The organism is Ancylomarina euxina (genome assembly GCF_003863355.1).
Taxonomy (GTDB): domain Bacteria; phylum Bacteroidota; class Bacteroidia; order Bacteroidales; family Marinifilaceae; genus Ancylomarina; species Ancylomarina euxinus.
In genome coordinates this window covers 173,357-191,709 of sequence record NZ_QQWG01000007.1, presented here as the reverse complement: position 1 = coordinate 191,709, position 18,353 = coordinate 173,357, and the positions used below count along the sequence as shown (strand labels likewise).

14 protein-coding genes are annotated in these 18,353 nt (G+C 35.6%); 4 read left to right on the top strand and 10 right to left on the bottom strand.

Going from position 1 to position 18,353, the window contains the following annotated elements:
- Positions 1–14 precede the first annotated feature (14 nt).
- The 3 genes from DWB61_RS09215 to DWB61_RS09205 form a co-directional block, all read right to left on the bottom strand.
- Positions 15–1,235 (bottom strand): efflux RND transporter periplasmic adaptor subunit, encoded by a 1,221-nt coding sequence (locus DWB61_RS09215; RefSeq protein WP_125030613.1) that lies wholly within the window; start codon positions 1,233–1,235, stop codon positions 15–17.
- Entirely contained in the window at positions 1,228–2,220 is a 993-nt protein-coding gene (locus DWB61_RS09210; RefSeq protein WP_125030612.1) for an efflux RND transporter periplasmic adaptor subunit, read from the bottom strand. The genes DWB61_RS09215 and DWB61_RS09210 overlap by 8 nt, the downstream gene beginning before the upstream one ends.
- A 621-nt stretch (positions 2,221–2,841) precedes the next feature.
- Entirely contained in the window at positions 2,842–3,855 is a 1,014-nt protein-coding gene (locus tag DWB61_RS09205) for an aldose epimerase family protein (RefSeq protein ID WP_125030611.1), read from the bottom strand.
- Between the two features lie 229 nt (positions 3,856–4,084).
- Here DWB61_RS09205 and DWB61_RS09200 point away from each other — a divergent pair, with 229 nt between their 5' ends.
- The 4 genes from DWB61_RS09200 to DWB61_RS09185 all read left to right on the top strand — a co-directional run bounded on the left by DWB61_RS09200 (position 4,085) and on the right by DWB61_RS09185 (position 9,312).
- A complete protein-coding gene (locus DWB61_RS09200; protein ID WP_125030610.1) occupies positions 4,085–5,098 on the top strand; it encodes a GntR family transcriptional regulator in 1,014 nt (337 codons plus the stop codon).
- A 134-nt stretch (positions 5,099–5,232) separates the two neighbouring features.
- Positions 5,233–6,381 carry a galactokinase gene (locus DWB61_RS09195; protein WP_225423370.1) on the top strand — a complete coding sequence of 383 codons (1,149 nt, stop codon included), beginning with the start codon at positions 5,233–5,235 and terminating at the stop codon, positions 6,379–6,381.
- 129 nt (positions 6,382–6,510) lie between these two features.
- A complete protein-coding gene (locus DWB61_RS09190; RefSeq protein WP_125030608.1) occupies positions 6,511–7,554 on the top strand; it encodes a UDP-glucose--hexose-1-phosphate uridylyltransferase in 1,044 nt (347 codons plus the stop codon).
- Positions 7,555–7,650: 96 nt separating this feature from the next.
- Positions 7,651–9,312, top strand: a complete 1,662-nt coding sequence (locus DWB61_RS09185) for a sodium/sugar symporter (protein ID WP_125030607.1) — start codon at positions 7,651–7,653, stop codon at positions 9,310–9,312.
- 252 nt (positions 9,313–9,564) lie between these two features.
- On the opposite strand, the gene DWB61_RS09180 is transcribed toward DWB61_RS09185, so the two are convergent.
- The 7 genes from DWB61_RS09180 to DWB61_RS09150 all read right to left on the bottom strand — a co-directional run bounded on the left by DWB61_RS09180 (position 9,565) and on the right by DWB61_RS09150 (position 18,179).
- Positions 9,565–10,503 (bottom strand): serine hydrolase domain-containing protein, encoded by a 939-nt coding sequence (locus DWB61_RS09180; protein ID WP_225423369.1) that lies wholly within the window; start codon positions 10,501–10,503, stop codon positions 9,565–9,567.
- Between the two features lie 356 nt (positions 10,504–10,859).
- Positions 10,860–11,447 (bottom strand): pentapeptide repeat-containing protein, encoded by a 588-nt coding sequence (locus DWB61_RS09175; protein WP_125030605.1) that lies wholly within the window; start codon positions 11,445–11,447, stop codon positions 10,860–10,862.
- A gap of 241 nt (positions 11,448–11,688) precedes the next feature.
- Positions 11,689–12,336, bottom strand: a complete 648-nt coding sequence (locus tag DWB61_RS09170; RefSeq protein ID WP_197091170.1) for a PliI family lysozyme inhibitor of I-type lysozyme — start codon at positions 12,334–12,336, stop codon at positions 11,689–11,691.
- Positions 12,337–12,835: 499 nt separating this feature from the next.
- Positions 12,836–13,789 carry a succinylglutamate desuccinylase/aspartoacylase family protein gene (locus tag DWB61_RS09165; protein ID WP_125030603.1) on the bottom strand — a complete coding sequence of 318 codons (954 nt, stop codon included), beginning with the start codon at positions 13,787–13,789 and terminating at the stop codon, positions 12,836–12,838.
- Complete coding sequence (gene rimK / locus DWB61_RS09160; protein WP_125030602.1) at positions 13,782–14,654, bottom strand: 30S ribosomal protein S6--L-glutamate ligase; 873 nt, start codon at positions 14,652–14,654, stop codon at positions 13,782–13,784. The genes DWB61_RS09165 and rimK overlap by 8 nt, the downstream gene beginning before the upstream one ends.
- Positions 14,655–14,679: 25 nt before the next feature.
- A complete protein-coding gene (locus tag DWB61_RS09155) occupies positions 14,680–15,123 on the bottom strand; it encodes an ATP-dependent zinc protease family protein (protein ID WP_125030601.1) in 444 nt (147 codons plus the stop codon).
- Between the two features lie 575 nt (positions 15,124–15,698).
- Positions 15,699–18,179: an AsmA family protein gene (locus DWB61_RS09150; protein ID WP_125030600.1), complete on the bottom strand. Its 2,481-nt coding sequence runs from the start codon at positions 18,177–18,179 to the stop codon at positions 15,699–15,701.
- Positions 18,180–18,353: the final 174 nt, after the last annotated feature.

Below are 18,353 nucleotides of genomic sequence, written 5' to 3'. Positions count from 1 at the left end.
AATGAAGTTGGGGTTTATAATTCGTCCTGCTTATTCTTTGATTCATTTTTAGGAAAGGGATCAGATAAGGCGAGATGATCTCCTTCTTTTATACCTTCTTTAATAATGACAAAATCGCTATTTGAAGCACCTATTCCAACATTTGTTTTTTTGAAGCTACTTCCTGATTTTAAGTAAACCCAGTGTTGATTTTTTTCAGAATACAAGGCATCTACGGGTATGAGGAGTTCATCTTTTATTTCGTCAATCAATATTTTACAGCTAACCGTCATTCCTGGGAGTAATTTGGGTGATGTTCCATCAATTAAGGTCTCTATGGGAAAAACCTTGATCTTATCTTTCCCATTTTTGCTTTCGGCCAAATTGGCAATTTTGCTTACTTGTGCAGAGAATACTGTATCGGAGTAGGCGTCTAATTTAATCTCAACCTTTTGTGAGGAACGAATCTTTGAAATATCAATTTCGTTGATCTTTACTGTGGATACAATTTGACTTAGATCAGGAAGACTAATCATAGGATTACCTGACCATGTTTGATCCCCAACTTGCCATTTGTTATTGGTGCTCCAGTTTTTAGTTAATATTGCAATACCTGGAGCTGGACTAATTATGGTAAGACTCTTAAGTGCATCTGTTGCTTCGATTACCTTAGCTTCTAGCTGTTTTATCTTTAGGAGAGACTGTTGTAACTCTTCGTGTTGAATTTTTTTTGTGTTTAAGATTTCTCCCTTAGCTTTACCCAATGATATTTTAGCTTTTTTTAATTTAAGCTCAATCTCTCTCTTTGTTACTTCTGCTTCATATTCAGCCAATTCAAAGTTTATTTCAGAAATGCGATGTGAGATTTCTGTGACCTTAAAGTTCGATTCTAACTCTTCCAATTTGGAGGCTTGCTCAGCTTTGTTTTTTTCCAACTCTGCTTTTGCAATGTCCAATTCATTTTTCGACTGCTCAATGGCTTTTCCAACTTCAGATGGGTCGAATATCATCACTGTATCGCCTTTAGTCACTTCTGTTCCGTCATCAATGATTTTGATGATTTTAAGATTACCAAAACGCCATGAAATGGCTGGCGAAGAAATATTGATCGAATTAGATGCTCTTAATTCTCCTTCTTCGGTTAAGCTTATGGAGAGATTACCCTTCTTTACTTTGTAGAGTGAAATGTCATTTTTTCCATTAGGAGAACATGCAGTGCAAATGAGAATTAATAAGAAGATGCTTAGTTTATTCATCGGAGGTATCTTTTTTCAGGATTAGATTTTTGTGTGGTTTAATAAGAGCTATTTTTTCTTCTGCCGTAAATCCGCTTTTTACGACAGCTTGAATGGCATTTTTATAAGCGATTGTTATGCTGCGTTTTTCAAATTTATTTTGATGTGCGACATACACGACTTGCATACTATCTTCGGGGAATACGGCCAGTAGGGGTATGATATAGGCATCTGGAATTGATTTCGTTATAATGTCACAGCCAACCGATTGGCCTGGTTTGGGTTCAAAGTTTATCGAGTCAATTTTAGCAATGACTTCAAATACCTTGACTTCAGAATTTTCTTCAACAGGTTTTCCAACCGGGGCTTTGTTTTTAATTAGGCCTGTAATTATTTCATTGGATTTTGAATGGCCTTCAAAAGGGAAATCTTTTTCTATCTGCTTGCACTCTTGTTCAGTCAGAAAGAATTTGACTTGATAGGATGCAGAATTTGGAATTTTAGCTATAGCCATTCCCCCCCAAACAATATCTCCTTCATTTATTAATTTATTACTTCTGCGTTGTTTTGCACGCAAAAATGTACCTGAGTTGGGAGCCGTTATAATTAGTTGATTTAAAAGAGACTTGGCACTACTTAGCTGGTTTTCGGCTTGTTTAATTTTAATTTGCTTTTGACTGAGCTTTGATTTGTTGATCTTTTTTAAACTATTCAGTCGATTCACCACCTTTTGTTTTTCTAGCTCAGCTTTTTTTAGTTCGAGACCAATAATTTGTTTACGAGAGTTTGAGACAAATTTTTGCTGTATGCTATCTAATTTTTTTATGGCTTCACTGGCTTCTATGGTTTCTTTTTGCGCGATCAGTAGCTGTGTGTTTAGATTTAATTGCGCTTCGGTTTTTCTGTATTCAGCTTTGGCATTATCTAAATCAGACTTAGCTTGTTCATACTTATTTGCAATTTCCTTGGCTTCGAGGATGCAAATTGTATCTCCTTTTTCAACCAATTTACCATGTTTAATTAGATAGGAGATGCTTGCATCGGCTCTTAAACGAGGACATGAAATATTTAAGGAACTCGAGGGCTGAAGTTCACCAATTACAGTTAAATTATCTGTGAAGTTTTTATGCTCAACCTGATGTGTGTATATATCATTTTGTTTATAATGGCATGATGAAATTGTAGCAGATAAAAATAAAACTTTGAGGATTAGTGTTTTTTGTTTTGAAAAGATTGTCATACTGGATTTGGTCGGGTTAGTATTATGACTGATTATCTTATTGTTTATATTTAGTGTGTTTTCAGGGTGTTATTTCATTGTTTGAAAGGTTGTTTTTATGTTTTTGGTGTTTTGTGAATAATTGATCTTTACAAGTATAGTTAAATCGTTTTTAATAAATATTGATTTAACTTTTTTTAATATTTTGTTGTGTTTTAAATGTGTTTGTGTTTTTTTATTTCTGTAATAGCGTTTGTACAATTTAATGTATATGTTAATTATGAAGCAAAAAAAGCTATTCCCTAAAAGGAGTAGCTTTTGTCTTTTTTATTAGCTTAGCCCCCTCTTTATTATCGGGCAGGTTGACTAGCTTTATGTCGTATCTCTTATGAGTGAATAATCTGTTTTCTAGAAATGAAATTTATAACGGGTTTGATGTTGGTATACTTCCCCAGGATGAATAAAGCCATGTGAGAAGTTCTCTTGGTTTGGCGCATCAGGGTAGCCTTGTGTTTCAAGAGCAAGTCCAGAAAAAGGACCAAATTTCTTATGTCCTTCAATATTGATAAACATGCCTGTGTAAAGTTGTAAGCCAGGGAAATCTGTTGAAACTTCCATGCTGATATTTGACTTTTCTTCGTAAACTTCAGCCACTTTTTTAAGCGTTTTGCCTTCGGTTTTTAAAACAAAGCAGTTGTCGTAATTTTCTACAGCCTTTATATCCTGATTAATCTTCTTTTGAGCTCTGAAATCGAAAGCTGTATGCTTAACATCCAGATATTTACCTGTAGGAATTAGTTCTGTGTTGTTTTCAAGTATTTGATCCGAATCAATTTGAAGTTCATGATTCAAGATGTTTTCTTCACCACCCGTAAAGTTGAAATAAGTATGTGAGGTGAGATTGATTGGGCTCGTTTTATCGCAAGTGGCAGAATAGTAGATGGCTAACTCATTTTCATCATTTAATTCATAGATGACTGTTAGTTTCATATTGCCTGGAAAATCTTCATCCCCATCCATACTTAATAAGCTTAATTGGAGCCTTGATTTACCTACAATTTCAGCATCCCATGTTCGTTTATCAAAACCAGAATAACCGCCATGCAAGTGATGCTTCCCATGATTTGTGGGTAGTTGAATAGTTTTACCATCAATCCTTACTTTACCCTGATTAATTCTATTGGCATATCGTCCAATAATGGCTCCGAAGTAGGGGTAATCTTTTAGGTAAGATTTATTTTTATAGTCTTTCAATGAATCAAAACCCAACACAATTTCTCTCTCTCCTGATTCTAAAGGTAGTGTTAGGGAGGTAAGGATGGCTCCGTAATTCGTGATTTTTGCGCAAATACCATTATTATTTGTAAGAACAAAATGCTTGATATGGTTGTCTTTATGGGCAAATGCTTGAATTTGAATCATCAGTTAAGAGTATTGTTTTTAATATATAGAATGTTAACTTTGAGATGGTTTTAAAATTATTCTCCATCTTTTTAAAGGCCGAAATTAGAAGAAAAACTTCGTAATCAAACATATTATACAAATTAATTGCATCATACTGGTAGCTACCTGTAGTTAAAAATGTATCTTTGTATTATCAAATAATTACTCTAAGAATACAATCTCACCCCTGAGAATTTAAACTGTCAATATGTTGAATCAAATCTTTAAGATATCTACCGATTCCGGAATTCCCAAATATAAACAATTGATTAATTCCTTACTGGAAGCTATTGAAGCTGATTTGATTCATAAAGGAGATCGTTTACCTTCAATCAATGCCATTTGTAGGGAATTTTCTCTATCGAGAGATACTGTTTTGGTTGCTTTTAATGAATTAAAAGCTCGTGGTGTCATCTCATCTGTTCCTGGTAAGGGGTATTATGTAGAGAGTACGGTTACCCAGTTTAAGCATAAAATATTCTTACTTTTTGATGAATTAAATGCTTTTAAGGAAGTGCTTTATAATTCATTCCTTGAGAGTTTGAGAGGACAGGCTGTTGTTGATATCTATTTTCATCACTTTAATCGACAGGTCTTTAAAGATTTAATAGAAGCGAGTAATGGGGCTTATACTTCTTATGTAATTATGCCTGCAAAGTTTAACGATGCGTATTCTGTTCTAAAGCAATTGCCACAGGATAAGGTTTATATTTTAGACCAAACCAATGTTACTCTTGTGAAGCATTACCCCTCGGTTTATCAGAATTTTGAAAAGGATATGATTTCTGCTTTAAATTCAGGAATTGATAATCTAAAGAAATATCATAAGCTATTTTTGGTTTTCCCAGGAGGGAAAGAGCCATTAGGGCAGATGAAAGGTTTTAATAAATTCTGCGATAATCACAAGGATCAATGGGAGTCTGAAGTGATTTCGAGTCTTAAGCATCATCAAATTCAAAAGGGTGAGGTGTATATTGTGCCATCCGATAAGGATCTGGTTTCTCTGGTGAAAACGGCGAAGTCTGAAAATCTTGAGCTGGGAGTAGATTTAGGAATCATTTCTTACAATGATACCCCCTTAAAGGAAGTTGTGGCTGATGGTATTTCAACCATATCAACAGACTTTGAATTGATGGGGGAGCTTTTGGCAAGTATGGTACTGAACAAAGAAGATAATCAGATAGAAAACAAATCTCATTTGATAAGGAGAAAATCATTATAATTTTCTTAAAGTTTTGAAAAGGCGAATCATTTGATTCGCCTTTTTTTGTTAGAGCTTAAAGTAATAGTTTTGGAAAGGTGAAAAGTATCTGTATATTTACCGACCAGTACCAACCAGTTTGATTAATTATGAATATGCAAAAGTTGAAAGAACAGTTCTTTGATCTCTACGGAGAAGGAGATTGTAAAATATATTTCGCCCCAGGGCGGGTGAATCTAATCGGTGAGCATGTCGATTATAATGGGGGATGGGTTTTTCCTTGCGCATTGACTCATGGCACTTATCTGATTTTAAGGGAAAGGGAAGATGATTCCATTTTCTTTGCCAGCGAGAATTTCGAATATAAGACTAGAATTACCACTGATCAGATTAAAAGAGGAAATAAGGAATGGGTGAAGTACCCGATGGGTGTTTTGGATCAGTTTCAGAAGAGAGGCTTTAAGTCCAAAGGTATGGAACTCTTGTTTTCTGGTAATATTCCCAATGGTGCGGGCTTGTCATCATCTGCCTCAGTTGAGTTGGTGATGTCGGTTGCCTTTAATGAATTGGCAGCAGCGGCTTTAGAACAAATTGAACTCGTGAAGATGTCACAAAAAGCTGAAAATGATTTTGTGGGTGTCAATTGTGGTATCATGGATCAGTTTGCCATTGGTATGGGCGTTAAAAATCATGTTCTAGCCCTGAATTGTGATACGCTGGAGTTTGATGTTGTACCGCTTAAAATGGATGGTTATAAGCTTGTGATTGGAAATACTAATAAGCAAAGGGGACTGGCCGACTCAAAGTATAATGAAAGGCGAGCTGAATGTGAGCTTGCTGTTGAATTAATTAGTAGAAAACAGAAAATTGATTTCTTGTGTGAACTCAATAACAAGGCGTTCAGGAATCTCGAATCTTTATTAAGCAATGAGGTCGTAAGACGCAGAGCAAAGCATGTTGTTACAGAAAATCAACGTGTATTTAAGGCGATTGATGCATTAAAACAGGGGCAACTTGAAACCTTTGGTCTTTTGATGAATGCTTCTCATGATTCACTTCGTGACGATTATGAAGTGACAGGCCTCGAATTGGATACCATGGTTGAAGAAGCTCGAAAGATTGATGGTGTTTTGGGATCAAGAATGACCGGAGCTGGATTTGGAGGTTGCACCGTAAGTCTTGTTAAAGATGAGGCAGTTGAAACCTTTATTAAAACGGTTGGTGAAAATTATAAGAAAAGAGTAGGCCTGGAGCCCGATTTCTATGTGGCTGAAATTGGAGATGGTGCAAGAAGGCTTGAATAAAGTTGTTAAGGTAATATGTTGATGCGATGATGTGATGAAGAAAATATCAGTTATTAGTTATCGAAAACCACAACCGTAATCGACAACCAACAACCGATTACCTATAAGCGAAAAAAGAGAAGCAATAATATGTCAGAATTTAATATGGAGGATCATCCTCACCGAAGATATAATCCTTTAACAGGGGAGTGGGTTTTAGTGTCACCTCATCGTGCCAAGAGACCCTGGCAAGGACAGCTTGAGAAAGTTGCGGAAGAAAAACGTCCTGAGCACGATCCTGAATGTTACCTGTGTCCGGGCAACGATCGAATAGGAGGCGAGAAGAATCCCTCTTATGATGGAACCTATGTGTTTACCAACGATTTTGCTGCCTTAAACTTAGATGCACTCAAAGGAGGTGTGAATGAAGACGATTTGTTTCGTGCAGAAAGTGAACAAGGTATTTGCCGTGTGATTTGTTTTTCGCCACGTCACGATTTAACCATCCCACAAATGGACGTTGTTGCAGTAAAAAAAGTCGTGGACTTGTGGCAGGAACAATACCTTGATTTGGGAAGTCGATCAGAAATCAATTACGTTCAGATATTTGAGAATAAAGGCTCAGTGATGGGTTGTAGTAATCCACATCCTCACGGTCAAATTTGGGCGCAATCTTCAGTACCTGACGAGCCAGCAAAAGAATCGCTTAGGTTTAAAGCTTATTTCGACAAGCATGGAAAAACATTGCTCGCAGATTATCTGGTGAAAGAATTGGATAAGGAAGATCGAATATTGATAGAGAATGATCATTTTGTTGCTTTGGTTCCCTATTGGGCAACTTGGCCTTTTGAATGCATGATTATTTCCCAAAGAGCCATTCAGCATTTGGGTCAAATGAGTGAAGATGAAAAAACAGCTCTGGCTGCCATTTATCGCGATTTGACCATTCGATACGACAATCTATTTGAAGTGTCTTTCCCTTATTCTGCAGGTATTCACCAAGCACCTACCGATGGCGAAGAGCACCCGGAATGGCACTTGCATATGCATTTTTATCCACCATTGTTGAGATCAGCAACGGTTAAGAAGTTTATGGTAGGTTATGAAATGTTAGGCAACCCTCAACGAGATATCACACCTGAAACCAGTGCGGAACGATTAAGAATGTTGCCTAAGGAACATTATAAAGGCTAATAAACTATTTAATATTTGTCGTAAATGTTAAATTTATGGCTGAGTTTAAATCAAGTATTGAATTGATATTTAAATTAAAGTTCAAAATATAAGAGTATGGAGAATACATTTTCATTTCTGGATTACGCGATTTTCATTATTTATGGAATTGTTATTATTGGCGTAGGTCTGTGGGTATCCCGCGATAAAGAAGGGCATCAGAAAAATGCTGATGATTATTTTTTAGCCAGTAAATCATTACCCTGGTGGGCCATTGGTGCCTCTTTAATTGCGGCTAATATTTCGGCAGAACAATTTATTGGCATGTCAGGATCTGGTTTTGCTATTGGTTTAGCCATTGCCTCCTATGAGTGGATGGCTGCGATTACTCTGATCATTGTGGGTAAATTTTTCCTTCCCATTTTCATTGAAAAAGGCTTGTATACCATTCCTCAATTTGTTGAGCAGCGTTACTCAACCAATCTGAAAACCATTTTAGCTGTTTTCTGGATTGCACTCTATGTGTTTGTAAATCTAACATCGGTACTTTATTTGGGCGCCTTGGCTATGGAAACCATCATGGGGATTCCTATGATATATGGAATCTTTGGCTTAGCCCTTTTTGCAGCATCTTATTCTCTTTATGGGGGCTTATCTGCGGTGGCCTGGACCGATGTTGTTCAGGTTGTCTTCCTAACTTTAGGGGGATTGGTAACCACTTATTTGGCATTGAATCACGTTTCAGGAGGCGAAGGTGTTTGGGCTGGTTTTCAACATATATACGAAGCTGCACCCGATAGTTTTCATATGATTTTGGATGAGGCGCATACCCAATATGTGAATCTTCCGGGTATCGGTGTATTGATTGGTGGTATGTGGGTTGCAAATCTTTATTATTGGGGATTCAACCAGTATATCATTCAAAGAACGCTTGCTGCAAAATCATTGAAGGAATCTCAAAGAGGAATCGTGTTTGCGGGTATTTTAAAGTTGATTATTCCACTTATTGTGGTTATTCCTGGTATAGCAGCTTATGTGATGGTGAATGATCCAACGATTATGGCTCGCCTGGGTGATGCCGCTCAAAATAATATGCCAACATTGGAAGCTGCTGATAAAGCTTATCCCTGGTTGTTACAGTTCTTACCTAGTGGTTTAAAAGGTGTGGCTTTTGCAGCCTTAGCAGCGGCTATTGTTTCTTCTCTGGCATCTATGTTGAATTCAACCTCAACTATTTTCACAATGGATATTTACAAGCCTTATTTCAATCCTAAAGCTTCTGATAAAAGAACCGTGAATGTGGGGCGTTTGTCAGCAGCAGGAGCTTTGGTTATTGCTTGTTGTATAGCACCACAACTTGCAGGCTTAGATCAGGCTTTTCAGTTTATTCAGGAGTATTCAGGTGTTGTGAGTCCAGGAATACTTGCCGTTTTCTTGTTAGGTCTATTCTGGAAAAAAGCGACTAATAGAGCGGCTATTGTCGGTATTCTGTCTTCTATTCCAATCGCTATGTTTTTAAAGATTGGACCTAAAGGTTGGGTTGAAGGTTCGGCTTTAGAAGGTCTGTTTCCATCATTTCCTTTTCTTGATCAAATGGGAATAACCTGTCTTATTTCAATGGCAATAATAGCGCTTGTGAGTTACATGCAGAGTAAAGGTGCTGATGATTCTAAAGGAATTGAAATAAGCAGAGAGACATTCAGAACAGGTAAAACATTTAATATTGTATCCTATGCGATTATCATCGTTTTGGTTGCTCTATATACTTTGTTCTGGTAGAAATTTAGAATTGGATAAGTATTCAGTGTAAAGAGGATTAAATGGTTTGGCTGGTTTTGAGTGCTTATTACATTTGAGCTTATTCAATTTAGATATAGGAAAAGGTGGATTCTTAATTGATTCCACCTTTTTTGTTTCACCAGCTTTGGCTACATCTATAAAGAAAAAGGCTAATTCAACAGAGGAGTCAGCCCTTTTATTTTGAGTTTTAAGAGTTAGTATAGAGGACGTTTTAATGCCTTTTATTCATTGTTATGAGCTTTTTTGCCTTTTCAGTATTTTAACAATTCTATTATTGATGATTTCTGATAAGTTCCAATTGTACAGTTTAGGATCAGTTGTACTGTAGAACTCAATAATAACAGCATCAAGGTCTTTGTGATATTTTGCAAAACTTTGGTATCCCGGAACCCAACCTGCATGTTCATACTTATATATGGAAGCATAAATTTCCTGTTCTCTTGGTTCAAACAATGAGCCATCGTTCAATGCCCTTAGGAAAGTCCCCACGTCTTCTGCTGTAGCCAACATACCATGTTCGTCAGTCTTTAAATCAAAGGGATGTCCTACATGATAGCCACTCATCACATCGTCTATATTCACTTCACTTAGCGAACCGAAGGTGTTGTTAAGATTTAGCGGCATTAGAATTTCTTCCCGAATGAATTTAAAGTTCCCATAAGCTAGTTCATTATCCATTATCCTGTTGATCAAGAGGTAATTCGTATTACAGTATTCATAATCTTTACCAGGATCAAAGTTGGCTGGCTTATCCAGAATCAATGCAAGACTTTCTTTATAGGTCTCTGTTGGAGCTGCCCAAAAATTCGGAGCGTCCGTAAAATTGGGAATGCCACTTCTATGCTGTATCATCAATCTCAGGGTAATTTTATCAGCGTTTTCAATTCTTCCTTGAAGCTCCGGTAAATAATCGGCGATTGTTTTATCCAAAGAAAGACGTTCATCACTTACTAATTTGGTGACAGCCACAGCATCATATAGCTTGCTGATGCTGGCAATCTTAAATAGGGCTTGAGGTTTGGCAGGTATCTTTGATTCTCGATCGTGCCAGCCGGAAGCAAAATACTGAGGTGGTTTACCTGCTTGGTCTACATAAACAATCATTCCGTCAAATCCATGACCAATGGCCTCATCTAGCTGTTCTTGAACCGTATTTGGTAGTGGAAGCATCCACGCCTTTACCAAAAGCCATGGTACAAAGAACAGGGAGGATATACTTGCCATAATAAATACTATTCTGAGAATTCGTTTTATTTTTTTCTTGGCCATACGACTTTAGGTTTGTGATTTTTATAGAGATACTTTCCATCTAACCAATTTAATAACAAAAAAGCATATAAGTGTGAATTTACGAGTTTTTTTGGTAAGCAGATTTGAATTAGATTCTTCTTAATTGATTTAACTTTTGGCTTGAAATCACGACTCTTTGCTGCCACACGATTATATCGTGTGGTGTATGATAAATAAAGGAACGCAATACAATCGCGCACCAGCGTGGGTGATTTAAGTTTTAGATGAAATAAAGTTTAAGAGCTATAATCGATATCTAATTGGTATTTATGTAGTAAACCTTCAATATTGAATGCTGAGAATTTGGCTTTCTTTAATTTATTAGATTCAGCATCTATCGAATAGTTTTTTGCAGTTCTAAAATCCACCTTTTCCAGTATGGTATTTAAAAATACGGCATTGCTTAAGTCACAGTCCGAAAATATGGAAGCAGATAAATTGACTTCAGTAAAATCAGTCTCCTTCAAAGAGCATTTATCAAATTTTGTTTTCATCAACCTTGTGCCATAAACGGTAGAATAATCCAAATGACAATTATAAAATGAGAAGGAGAACATGAATTTGTTACACTCCGAAAAATCAACACCTAAAATCTTACATTCTTTAAAGGTCGCATTCCTAAAACCGGCTCCTTGAACTTTCGTCATCGAAAAGTCGCAATTTTCAAAAGTACAATCTTCAAAACTGTTACCAATAAGATCACTTCTTACGAAAATACAGGCCACAAATTTACATTTATAAAATTCTCTATCTCTTAAGGTCTTTTCTGAGTAGTCAATATTTGTGAACAACTTTCTTTCGTGTGTTTTTATTTCAATTGTCATTGAATCTTTTTTTTCTCTTTTGTTATTGTAATTCTGTTCGGTTACCTAGCCTAAGGGATGGCGCTATGGTCTGGAAGCGCATTAGTTGATTTCTGTTACAAATATTATAAAAAGACAAGCTAGATATTTAAAGATTATGATTATCAGAAACTTGACTTGCCCTTGCTTACTATAAGTACAAAACCTTCGACAACCCACTATACACTTATGTTAAATAAGCCCATTTTGGCCATAGTTTTTATTAATACTCACTGATTTTATCTATTACAAATAATCTCGATGCTTCACCATCTTTTAGTTTGTATTGTATTTGGCGAGTACCTCCTGTTGGATTGTTATTTGTGTTTTCATCCTTGTAAATTGGAAATCTTCGTACTAAACTAGTCTCTACAATAGCAAATTCATCGTGCCCCATATAGCCAATACTGGCTTCTTTAGTTTCGGATAGTTCGGGGAAGTAAATTTGATTTATGGACTTTCCACTATTTACAGAATATCCAATCACATTTCCATAACTACCGCTACCTGCAGACACTGTATAAATCAAGATTTCAGGAAATCCATCTGAATTTAAATCTTCAATTTCGGCATTAACAACTTTTCCATCTATTTCATGTACATTTTTCCGATTATCTATTTCCAAGCCTTTGGGTTGAATTGAAAGCTGACTAATAGATCCTTCTCTATAAGTTTTTATGTCAAAAGATATGTTTTGTAATGTCAATGTTTTTTGAAAAATAGTCTTTTGTCCTTCCTGAATAGAATTCTTTACACTTGAAGTTTCCTCAATTCCTCTTTTTTCTGTGTTAGATTTTCCTTGTTCGTTCTTACATGCGATTATAAATAATGCTACTAATAGGGTAAGCAAGGTTGTTTTTATTTGTTTCATATCTATCATTATTAAATTCTGACTAACGTAAATATCATATCAATATTATTTCTCCAATATCTTTATAAAAGGTTTTGTTACACTACTATATTAGAGGAGGGAGTAGTATCTTATTATGATATGAAACAAACCTAAGAAAACGAGTCTAGTATTTTTTACAGTTAGTTTGCAGTATTCCTAAAAAAATCCTCCTAAGAATGAACTCACGAGGATTATTACTTTGCTGAATTGCATCAGCTATTTCTTGATTGATTTTACTTTTTTGTTCATCAGTGTTATCCGTTCTTGTAAAGTCTCTTTTATCCTGGCAGTGTTGGATTAATAATACTTACTTTTTGCTAACGCACGATTTTAGAGTGTCTTTATTTTTAGACTAAAGGAACTTAATACAAGCGAAACTAATCGAGAACCAGTGCAGTTCACAAACAATAATGTTTGATCATAAAATCGGGCTAATGATCTGGCTGTTTGCTATCTCAAATTTAGCTTGAAATTCAATTTATTTTGTTTCAACGTTTACGTGAAAAATAGCATCACCTTTATAAACAATGGGAGCCGTGTTTAATCCATAGATACAACAATCAAAAGGAGCAATTATATTTTTATCAAATTCACCATAAGGATCGTAAATTCTACCAATAACTGTTTTTTGTTTAATATTGCTTCCATTTGTTACTAGAGATTCAAACATTCCAGAGTAAGGAGCGCGTAACCATTTGGTCTTTTTCAATAAGAAATAATCTGTATCAATCTTAAGTTCACCTTCCTGCATGTTTAAATGCTTCATGATGTTTAGGGCTCCATTGACACCACAGTTAATCACCTCTCTGTCAAGTTGAAGCGATTTTCCTCCTTCAAACAATAAAATGGTCTTACCCATTCGATTAATTAAATCCCTTATGGATTTGGCAATATGATTGGAATCGATTATGAATTTTGCTCCAAATAATTTTGCAAGATTCAATGTTGTTTCGTTATTAAAATCACATCTCACATTGGGATAGTTTTCACGACCTGCTCCGCCTGTATGAAAGTCCAAAACATAGTCAACCAAAGGAGCTATTTCTTGAGTGAACTTATATGCAAACTGACTGGCTAATGAACCCGTTGCAGTTCCTGGAAAAACTCGGTTTAAATCTCTACCGTCCGGGAATTCTCGCTGTTGATTCAAATAGCCAAATACATTAAATACAGGGATGCATATTACAGTGCCCATTTTAGGTTTATTATATTTTCGTCGTATAATATCCCTTACAATAGCAACCCCATTTATTTCATCACCATGTACACCACCTATTAGCAGGAGAACAGGCCCATCAATTGGAGCTCGCTCTATGATTACAGGAATACTTAAGTTGTTTCTCGTATGGAGTTTTGCAACATCCATTTCGAGAATAGCACTTTCCCCTTTTTTAATTTCTCTGCCTAATATAATGAATTTACTGTCAGACATTTCTTTCGATATATTTTATAATTTCTTTGGCTATATCTTTTTTTGTTGCTGCTTCAATACCTTCTAAACCTGGAGATGAATTAACTTCTAAAACTAAAGGTCCATTTGCTGATTGTAACATGTCAACTCCAGCGACACCAAGCCCCATGGCTTTTGCTGCTTTAATTGCTGTTAATTCTTCCTGATCAGTTAATTCAATAATATTAGCACTACCACCTCTGTGCAAATTAGAACGGAATTCTCCCTCTTTACCTTGTCTTTTCATTGCGCCTACGATGACTCCATCTACAACAAATGCTCGGATGTCAGCTCCTCCAGCTTCCTTGATATATTGCTGAGCAATAACTCTGGCTTTTAATCCATTAAAAGCTTCAATAACAGAACTTGCTGCGTTTTGAGTTTCAGCTAAGACAACACCTAAACCTTGTGTGCCTTCTAGTAATTTCAAAACTAAGGGCGCTCCTCCTACAGAGTCAATTACATGATCTACATCTTTGGCATAATTTGTAAATATTGTTTTTGGTAAACCAACGCCAGATCTGGCCAATATTTGTAAACTCCTTAATTTATCTCTTGAATTGACCAAGGCTTGCGATTTAACTGCCGAGAATACATTCATCATTTCGAATTGACGAACAACAGCAGTCCCATAGAAAGTAACCGAGGCTCCAATTCTTGGAATTATAGCATCAATATCGTCTAAATAAATACCGTTGTAGTATAATCTAGGGGATTTTTTCTCAAGTTCGATGACGCATTTTAGATGATCAACAACTAAGACTTCATGTCCTTTTTCTTCTGCGGCCTCTACTAGTCTTCTGGTAGAATATAGTTTAGGGTTTCTTGATAAAATTACAATTTTCATAATTCAATATATAATTAAGTAGATGCTAAGCGTTTTTCTTTTTTGATTTTAGTTTGAAAGAGAGGTTGTTGAGAGATGTATCTACTATAAATTTTTTATTTAAAAATCTTCGCCCAATCAATATAGGGATTCTCATGTCACTTCTCTCACTTAGAGATAGTTTGATTGAATATTCTTTTCCAAAAACCACAATTTTAGTGTGGATAACAAAGCGTTTTTCAACGTCTCCAAATGAACTTTTCACTGATTTTACTTCATAATTCGTTACTTTAAAGACTTTATGATTGTATTGGGGATGAGAAGGATCTAAGAGTTTAAATTCAATGTGTTTTTTTCCGTCTAATTCAATTTCTTGAACATCATGGCAATGAATTGATGAAGTATAGGCACCTGTATCTACTTTGATATTGATATTTTGTAAATCTAATTTAGGAAAATCTGCGATATCAATTCTTCCAATTATTTTCATACACTAATTTATTAATGATATAAGACACAAAGGCATGGTTATGAGGCGTTGTAAGGTGCGAGCTTTGAGTTCATTATAACAAAAAATAAAGAGAGGTGCAAAAATATATATCTTGCATCTCACTCGCAATGCTTTATCAGCTATTTTGTGTGTTTTGACCGGTAAAATTAGTAAAAGTTCTTATATCGTATTAACTATTTACGAAAAGAAAGTTTAAGGGGTGTAAATTCTAATCTGTTTGGCTGTTTAGTTAGGGTAATCCATGGTCTTATTCCCGAAATGAGAAACGAAGTCATGAATGTCTTTTTGTGAAAATATTTTGAGGAATAAAGCCAAAGCTTCGGTGTAAGCATACGCTCAATGGTTTGATAGGTGATTGTTGAGTCTGCCACAATTTTGTGAGAGCGATTAGAGCCTAGAAAATGAGCATAAAAAAAACGAGAAGCCTTTTTTTTGTTGAAAAAAGCTTCTCGAAATTCTGATAATCTATTTCTTATTATACAAAAAGCTCAGTCAATAGAACCAGACCTTTTTATAATAGAAAATGCTGATAAAAATATTTAGTTTATTAAATATTAGAATAACTTCTTAAATAAGTCTTTGGCTTTCTTTTCCAGATCTTTTTTACCTTTCTTCTTCAATTCTTTCAGTGCCGCATCCTTTGCTTGCTGAATCGCTTTGCTAAGGTCTAAGTTTACTTTAGGGTCCTCTGTTGTTCCGGTAATTTTAACGGAAATATCTAGTTTATCAATGCTTTTATTACCAGGGATTTTATCCAGAAATTTGGTAACATCGCTTCCTAATTCTTCTTTTGGCAATTTCATATTCATGGTGAAATCCAGTTTCCCATCAACTGATTGTGTCCCAAAGATTGTTGCTTCATGTCCAGCAATTTTAGTATTAAAAGGTTTTACGATTAAATTTCCGTTAGTGATAACAAAATCCATATCGAATTTTGCAACGGAAATACGCTTGTAGCTATCATTTTTTAAAGCCTTAGCTAATGCAACAAAAGCCTTACTGTCTTTAATGATAATACCTCTAGAGTGGAATGAACCCTGACCATTCAAGGTATTCATGACAGGAGACATCTCTTCGTTCAATTGAGATTTAATCTTTAAATCAGAAGATACTTTCCCATCGCAGTTTAATGCCATTGGAATCATCTTCTTAACCATACTTAACGATTCATAAGTTGATTTGATATCGAAATCTTTGACATCTAAACCAAAATCAAAGTTAGGCTTTTTAACATCCTTGGTGCTGTATGAACCGTTCGTGGTCATTTGACCTTTTAGCATATTCATCGAAAGGTTGGTTAGCTTTGCAACTGAGTTTTTAACGACGATAAGACCTTTTACATCTTCAATCAGCATCTTATCATATTTGATTTTCTGCATAGAAGCAACAAACCTGATATCTAAATTAGCTGGGACAGTAATAACTGACATTGGAATCGTATCTGTACTTTTAGCCGTTTCAGGTTGGCTTTCAGTCATGAATTCGTTTAAGTCGAAGGTGTTCGAGCTCATTTTGAAATTCCCCTTAAGAGTTTTTCCTTTTAAGGCATAAGGGATGTAATTTTCAATCTTCCCATTCAATTGTACATCCGATTTTCCAATAAGAGAGTTGAATGAGTTCAGACTAATGAATCGTGGTGTAAAGCTTAAAACAGACCTGACAATCTTAATGCCTTGTGGGAAATCAGGAGTTGTGAATTCAAAATCCTTAAGCTTAAGATCACCCTTTGCCATGAACTTTTCATACTCTTCCTTTTCAATTGCTGATAAACGACCATTGAAACTAATATCAGAAGTTACCATACCTGCAATCTTAATGCTATCCATAGGAATGGCGTGGCGAATCTTGGCGAAGTCGATAACACCTTTACAAAGACCTGTAATTTCAGGATCACTCATTGGTGTCTTAATATGAATCTCTGTATCAATAGGGTTATTGGCAACCTCAAAATGGAAGGCGTTCACGTCGGTTACCAAAGCATCCAAATCACCACCTGGGTGATTTACTTCAGCATCAATTTTGATATTATTGATGGTTTCGGGTAGCTCTGGGTATTTGATATGGCCATCAACTACTTTTAGCTTTGCACCAAAGGCAGGCATGTGACCTTCTCTGTATTCACCCTTAACAAAAGCATTTAAAACCAAGTTTCCCTTTGTTTCCAATCCCTTGACATCTTTCAGGAATTCTTCAGGAACCATTGATAATAGTGATTTGAATTCTGTCTTTTTAGCATCCAGTTTTAGATCCACATTATAGGCGTCTTCTAAAATGGCGAAACTTCCCATCATACCAAATTCCAGATCGTTTAGAGTTAGTTTGTTTTCCTTAAAGTTGAAAACCATATTCTCTAAGTCGGCACCTATAGCTGCTTCTAAACCTAAATTGGCATTTTTGAGGTATTTGATGCCTTCGAAATCGAAAGTGATTCCTGTAGCCGTGGAGTTAATATTTAGATTGGTTTCTTTAGCAGAAAAATCACCGTTAAGGCTTAAATCCAAATCGGTAAGAACTAGATTTGCTTTCAGTGTTGCATCGTGATACTCCAAAGCGAAATCTTCTACGCGTACTTCTTCGAATATTATTTTGAAGTCAGAAGCTTCAGTGCTTTCTTCCTCTACAACGACTTCCTCGGTTTCAGCCTTAGAGATATCCCAGTTGGCTTTTCCTGATTCAAGAACTAAAGCATTGACCTTTGTTTTGGCTAATACGATAGCCCCAACATTGAGCTGTTTGCCTGAAATAGCAGAACCTAAATCAACAGCCGTATATAAACTGCCCACATAGGCCAAGGTGTCATTTGTAAATTCCCCCTTACCCACGATAGAAATGCCTTGTATTTCAACGAATAATTTTGGGAAACTTTTAAACATAGATAAGCTGACATCTGCAATCTCAATTTTTGCATCTACAGCCTTATCCATTTCTACTTTTACACGATCCATAATCTGATCTTTGAAAAGGTAGGGGAGTAGAGCCAATAGTAGGATCAGAACCAGAATTATTCCACCAAAGATTTTTAAGAATTTCTTCATTTCAGTAATTTTATATTTACAAAGTTGATTTAACAAAAAGGGAAAAATTGTTTCAAATATTAAAATTAGCCTTTTTTAGCTTCAGAACATATTACCTGCTCATGTTTTAATGAAATTTAAGCATAAAAGCCCCCAAATTAAAAGACTTTATTTTTTTTTCGTTTTGTATACAGT

Excerpts from the sequence above, each read along its gene's own strand:
- DWB61_RS09205 (WP_125030611.1), bottom strand. The coding sequence starts at position 3,855 with ATGATTCAAATTCAAGCATTTGCCCATAAAGACAACCATATCAAGCAT.
- DWB61_RS09185 (WP_125030607.1), top strand. The coding sequence starts at position 7,651 with ATGGAGAATACATTTTCATTTCTGGATTACGCGATTTTCATTATTTAT.
- DWB61_RS09190 (WP_125030608.1), top strand. The coding sequence starts at position 6,511 with ATGTCAGAATTTAATATGGAGGATCATCCTCACCGAAGATATAATCCT.
- rimK (WP_125030602.1), bottom strand. The coding sequence starts at position 14,654 with ATGAAAATTGTAATTTTATCAAGAAACCCTAAACTATATTCTACCAGA.
- DWB61_RS09175 (WP_125030605.1), bottom strand. The coding sequence starts at position 11,447 with ATGACAATTGAAATAAAAACACACGAAAGAAAGTTGTTCACAAATATT.
- DWB61_RS09215 (WP_125030613.1), bottom strand. The coding sequence starts at position 1,235 with ATGAATAAACTAAGCATCTTCTTATTAATTCTCATTTGCACTGCATGT.
- DWB61_RS09165 (WP_125030603.1), bottom strand. The coding sequence starts at position 13,789 with ATGTCTGACAGTAAATTCATTATATTAGGCAGAGAAATTAAAAAAGGG.
- DWB61_RS09155 (WP_125030601.1), bottom strand. The coding sequence starts at position 15,123 with ATGAAAATAATTGGAAGAATTGATATCGCAGATTTTCCTAAATTAGAT.
- DWB61_RS09170 (WP_197091170.1), bottom strand. The coding sequence starts at position 12,336 with ATGAAACAAATAAAAACAACCTTGCTTACCCTATTAGTAGCATTATTT.
- DWB61_RS09150 (WP_125030600.1), bottom strand. The coding sequence starts at position 18,179 with ATGAAGAAATTCTTAAAAATCTTTGGTGGAATAATTCTGGTTCTGATC.
- DWB61_RS09180 (WP_225423369.1), bottom strand. The coding sequence starts at position 10,503 with ATGCTTCCACTACCAAATACGGTTCAAGAACAGCTAGATGAGGCCATT.
- DWB61_RS09200 (WP_125030610.1), top strand. The coding sequence starts at position 4,085 with ATGTTGAATCAAATCTTTAAGATATCTACCGATTCCGGAATTCCCAAA.
- DWB61_RS09195 (WP_225423370.1), top strand. The coding sequence starts at position 5,233 with ATGCAAAAGTTGAAAGAACAGTTCTTTGATCTCTACGGAGAAGGAGAT.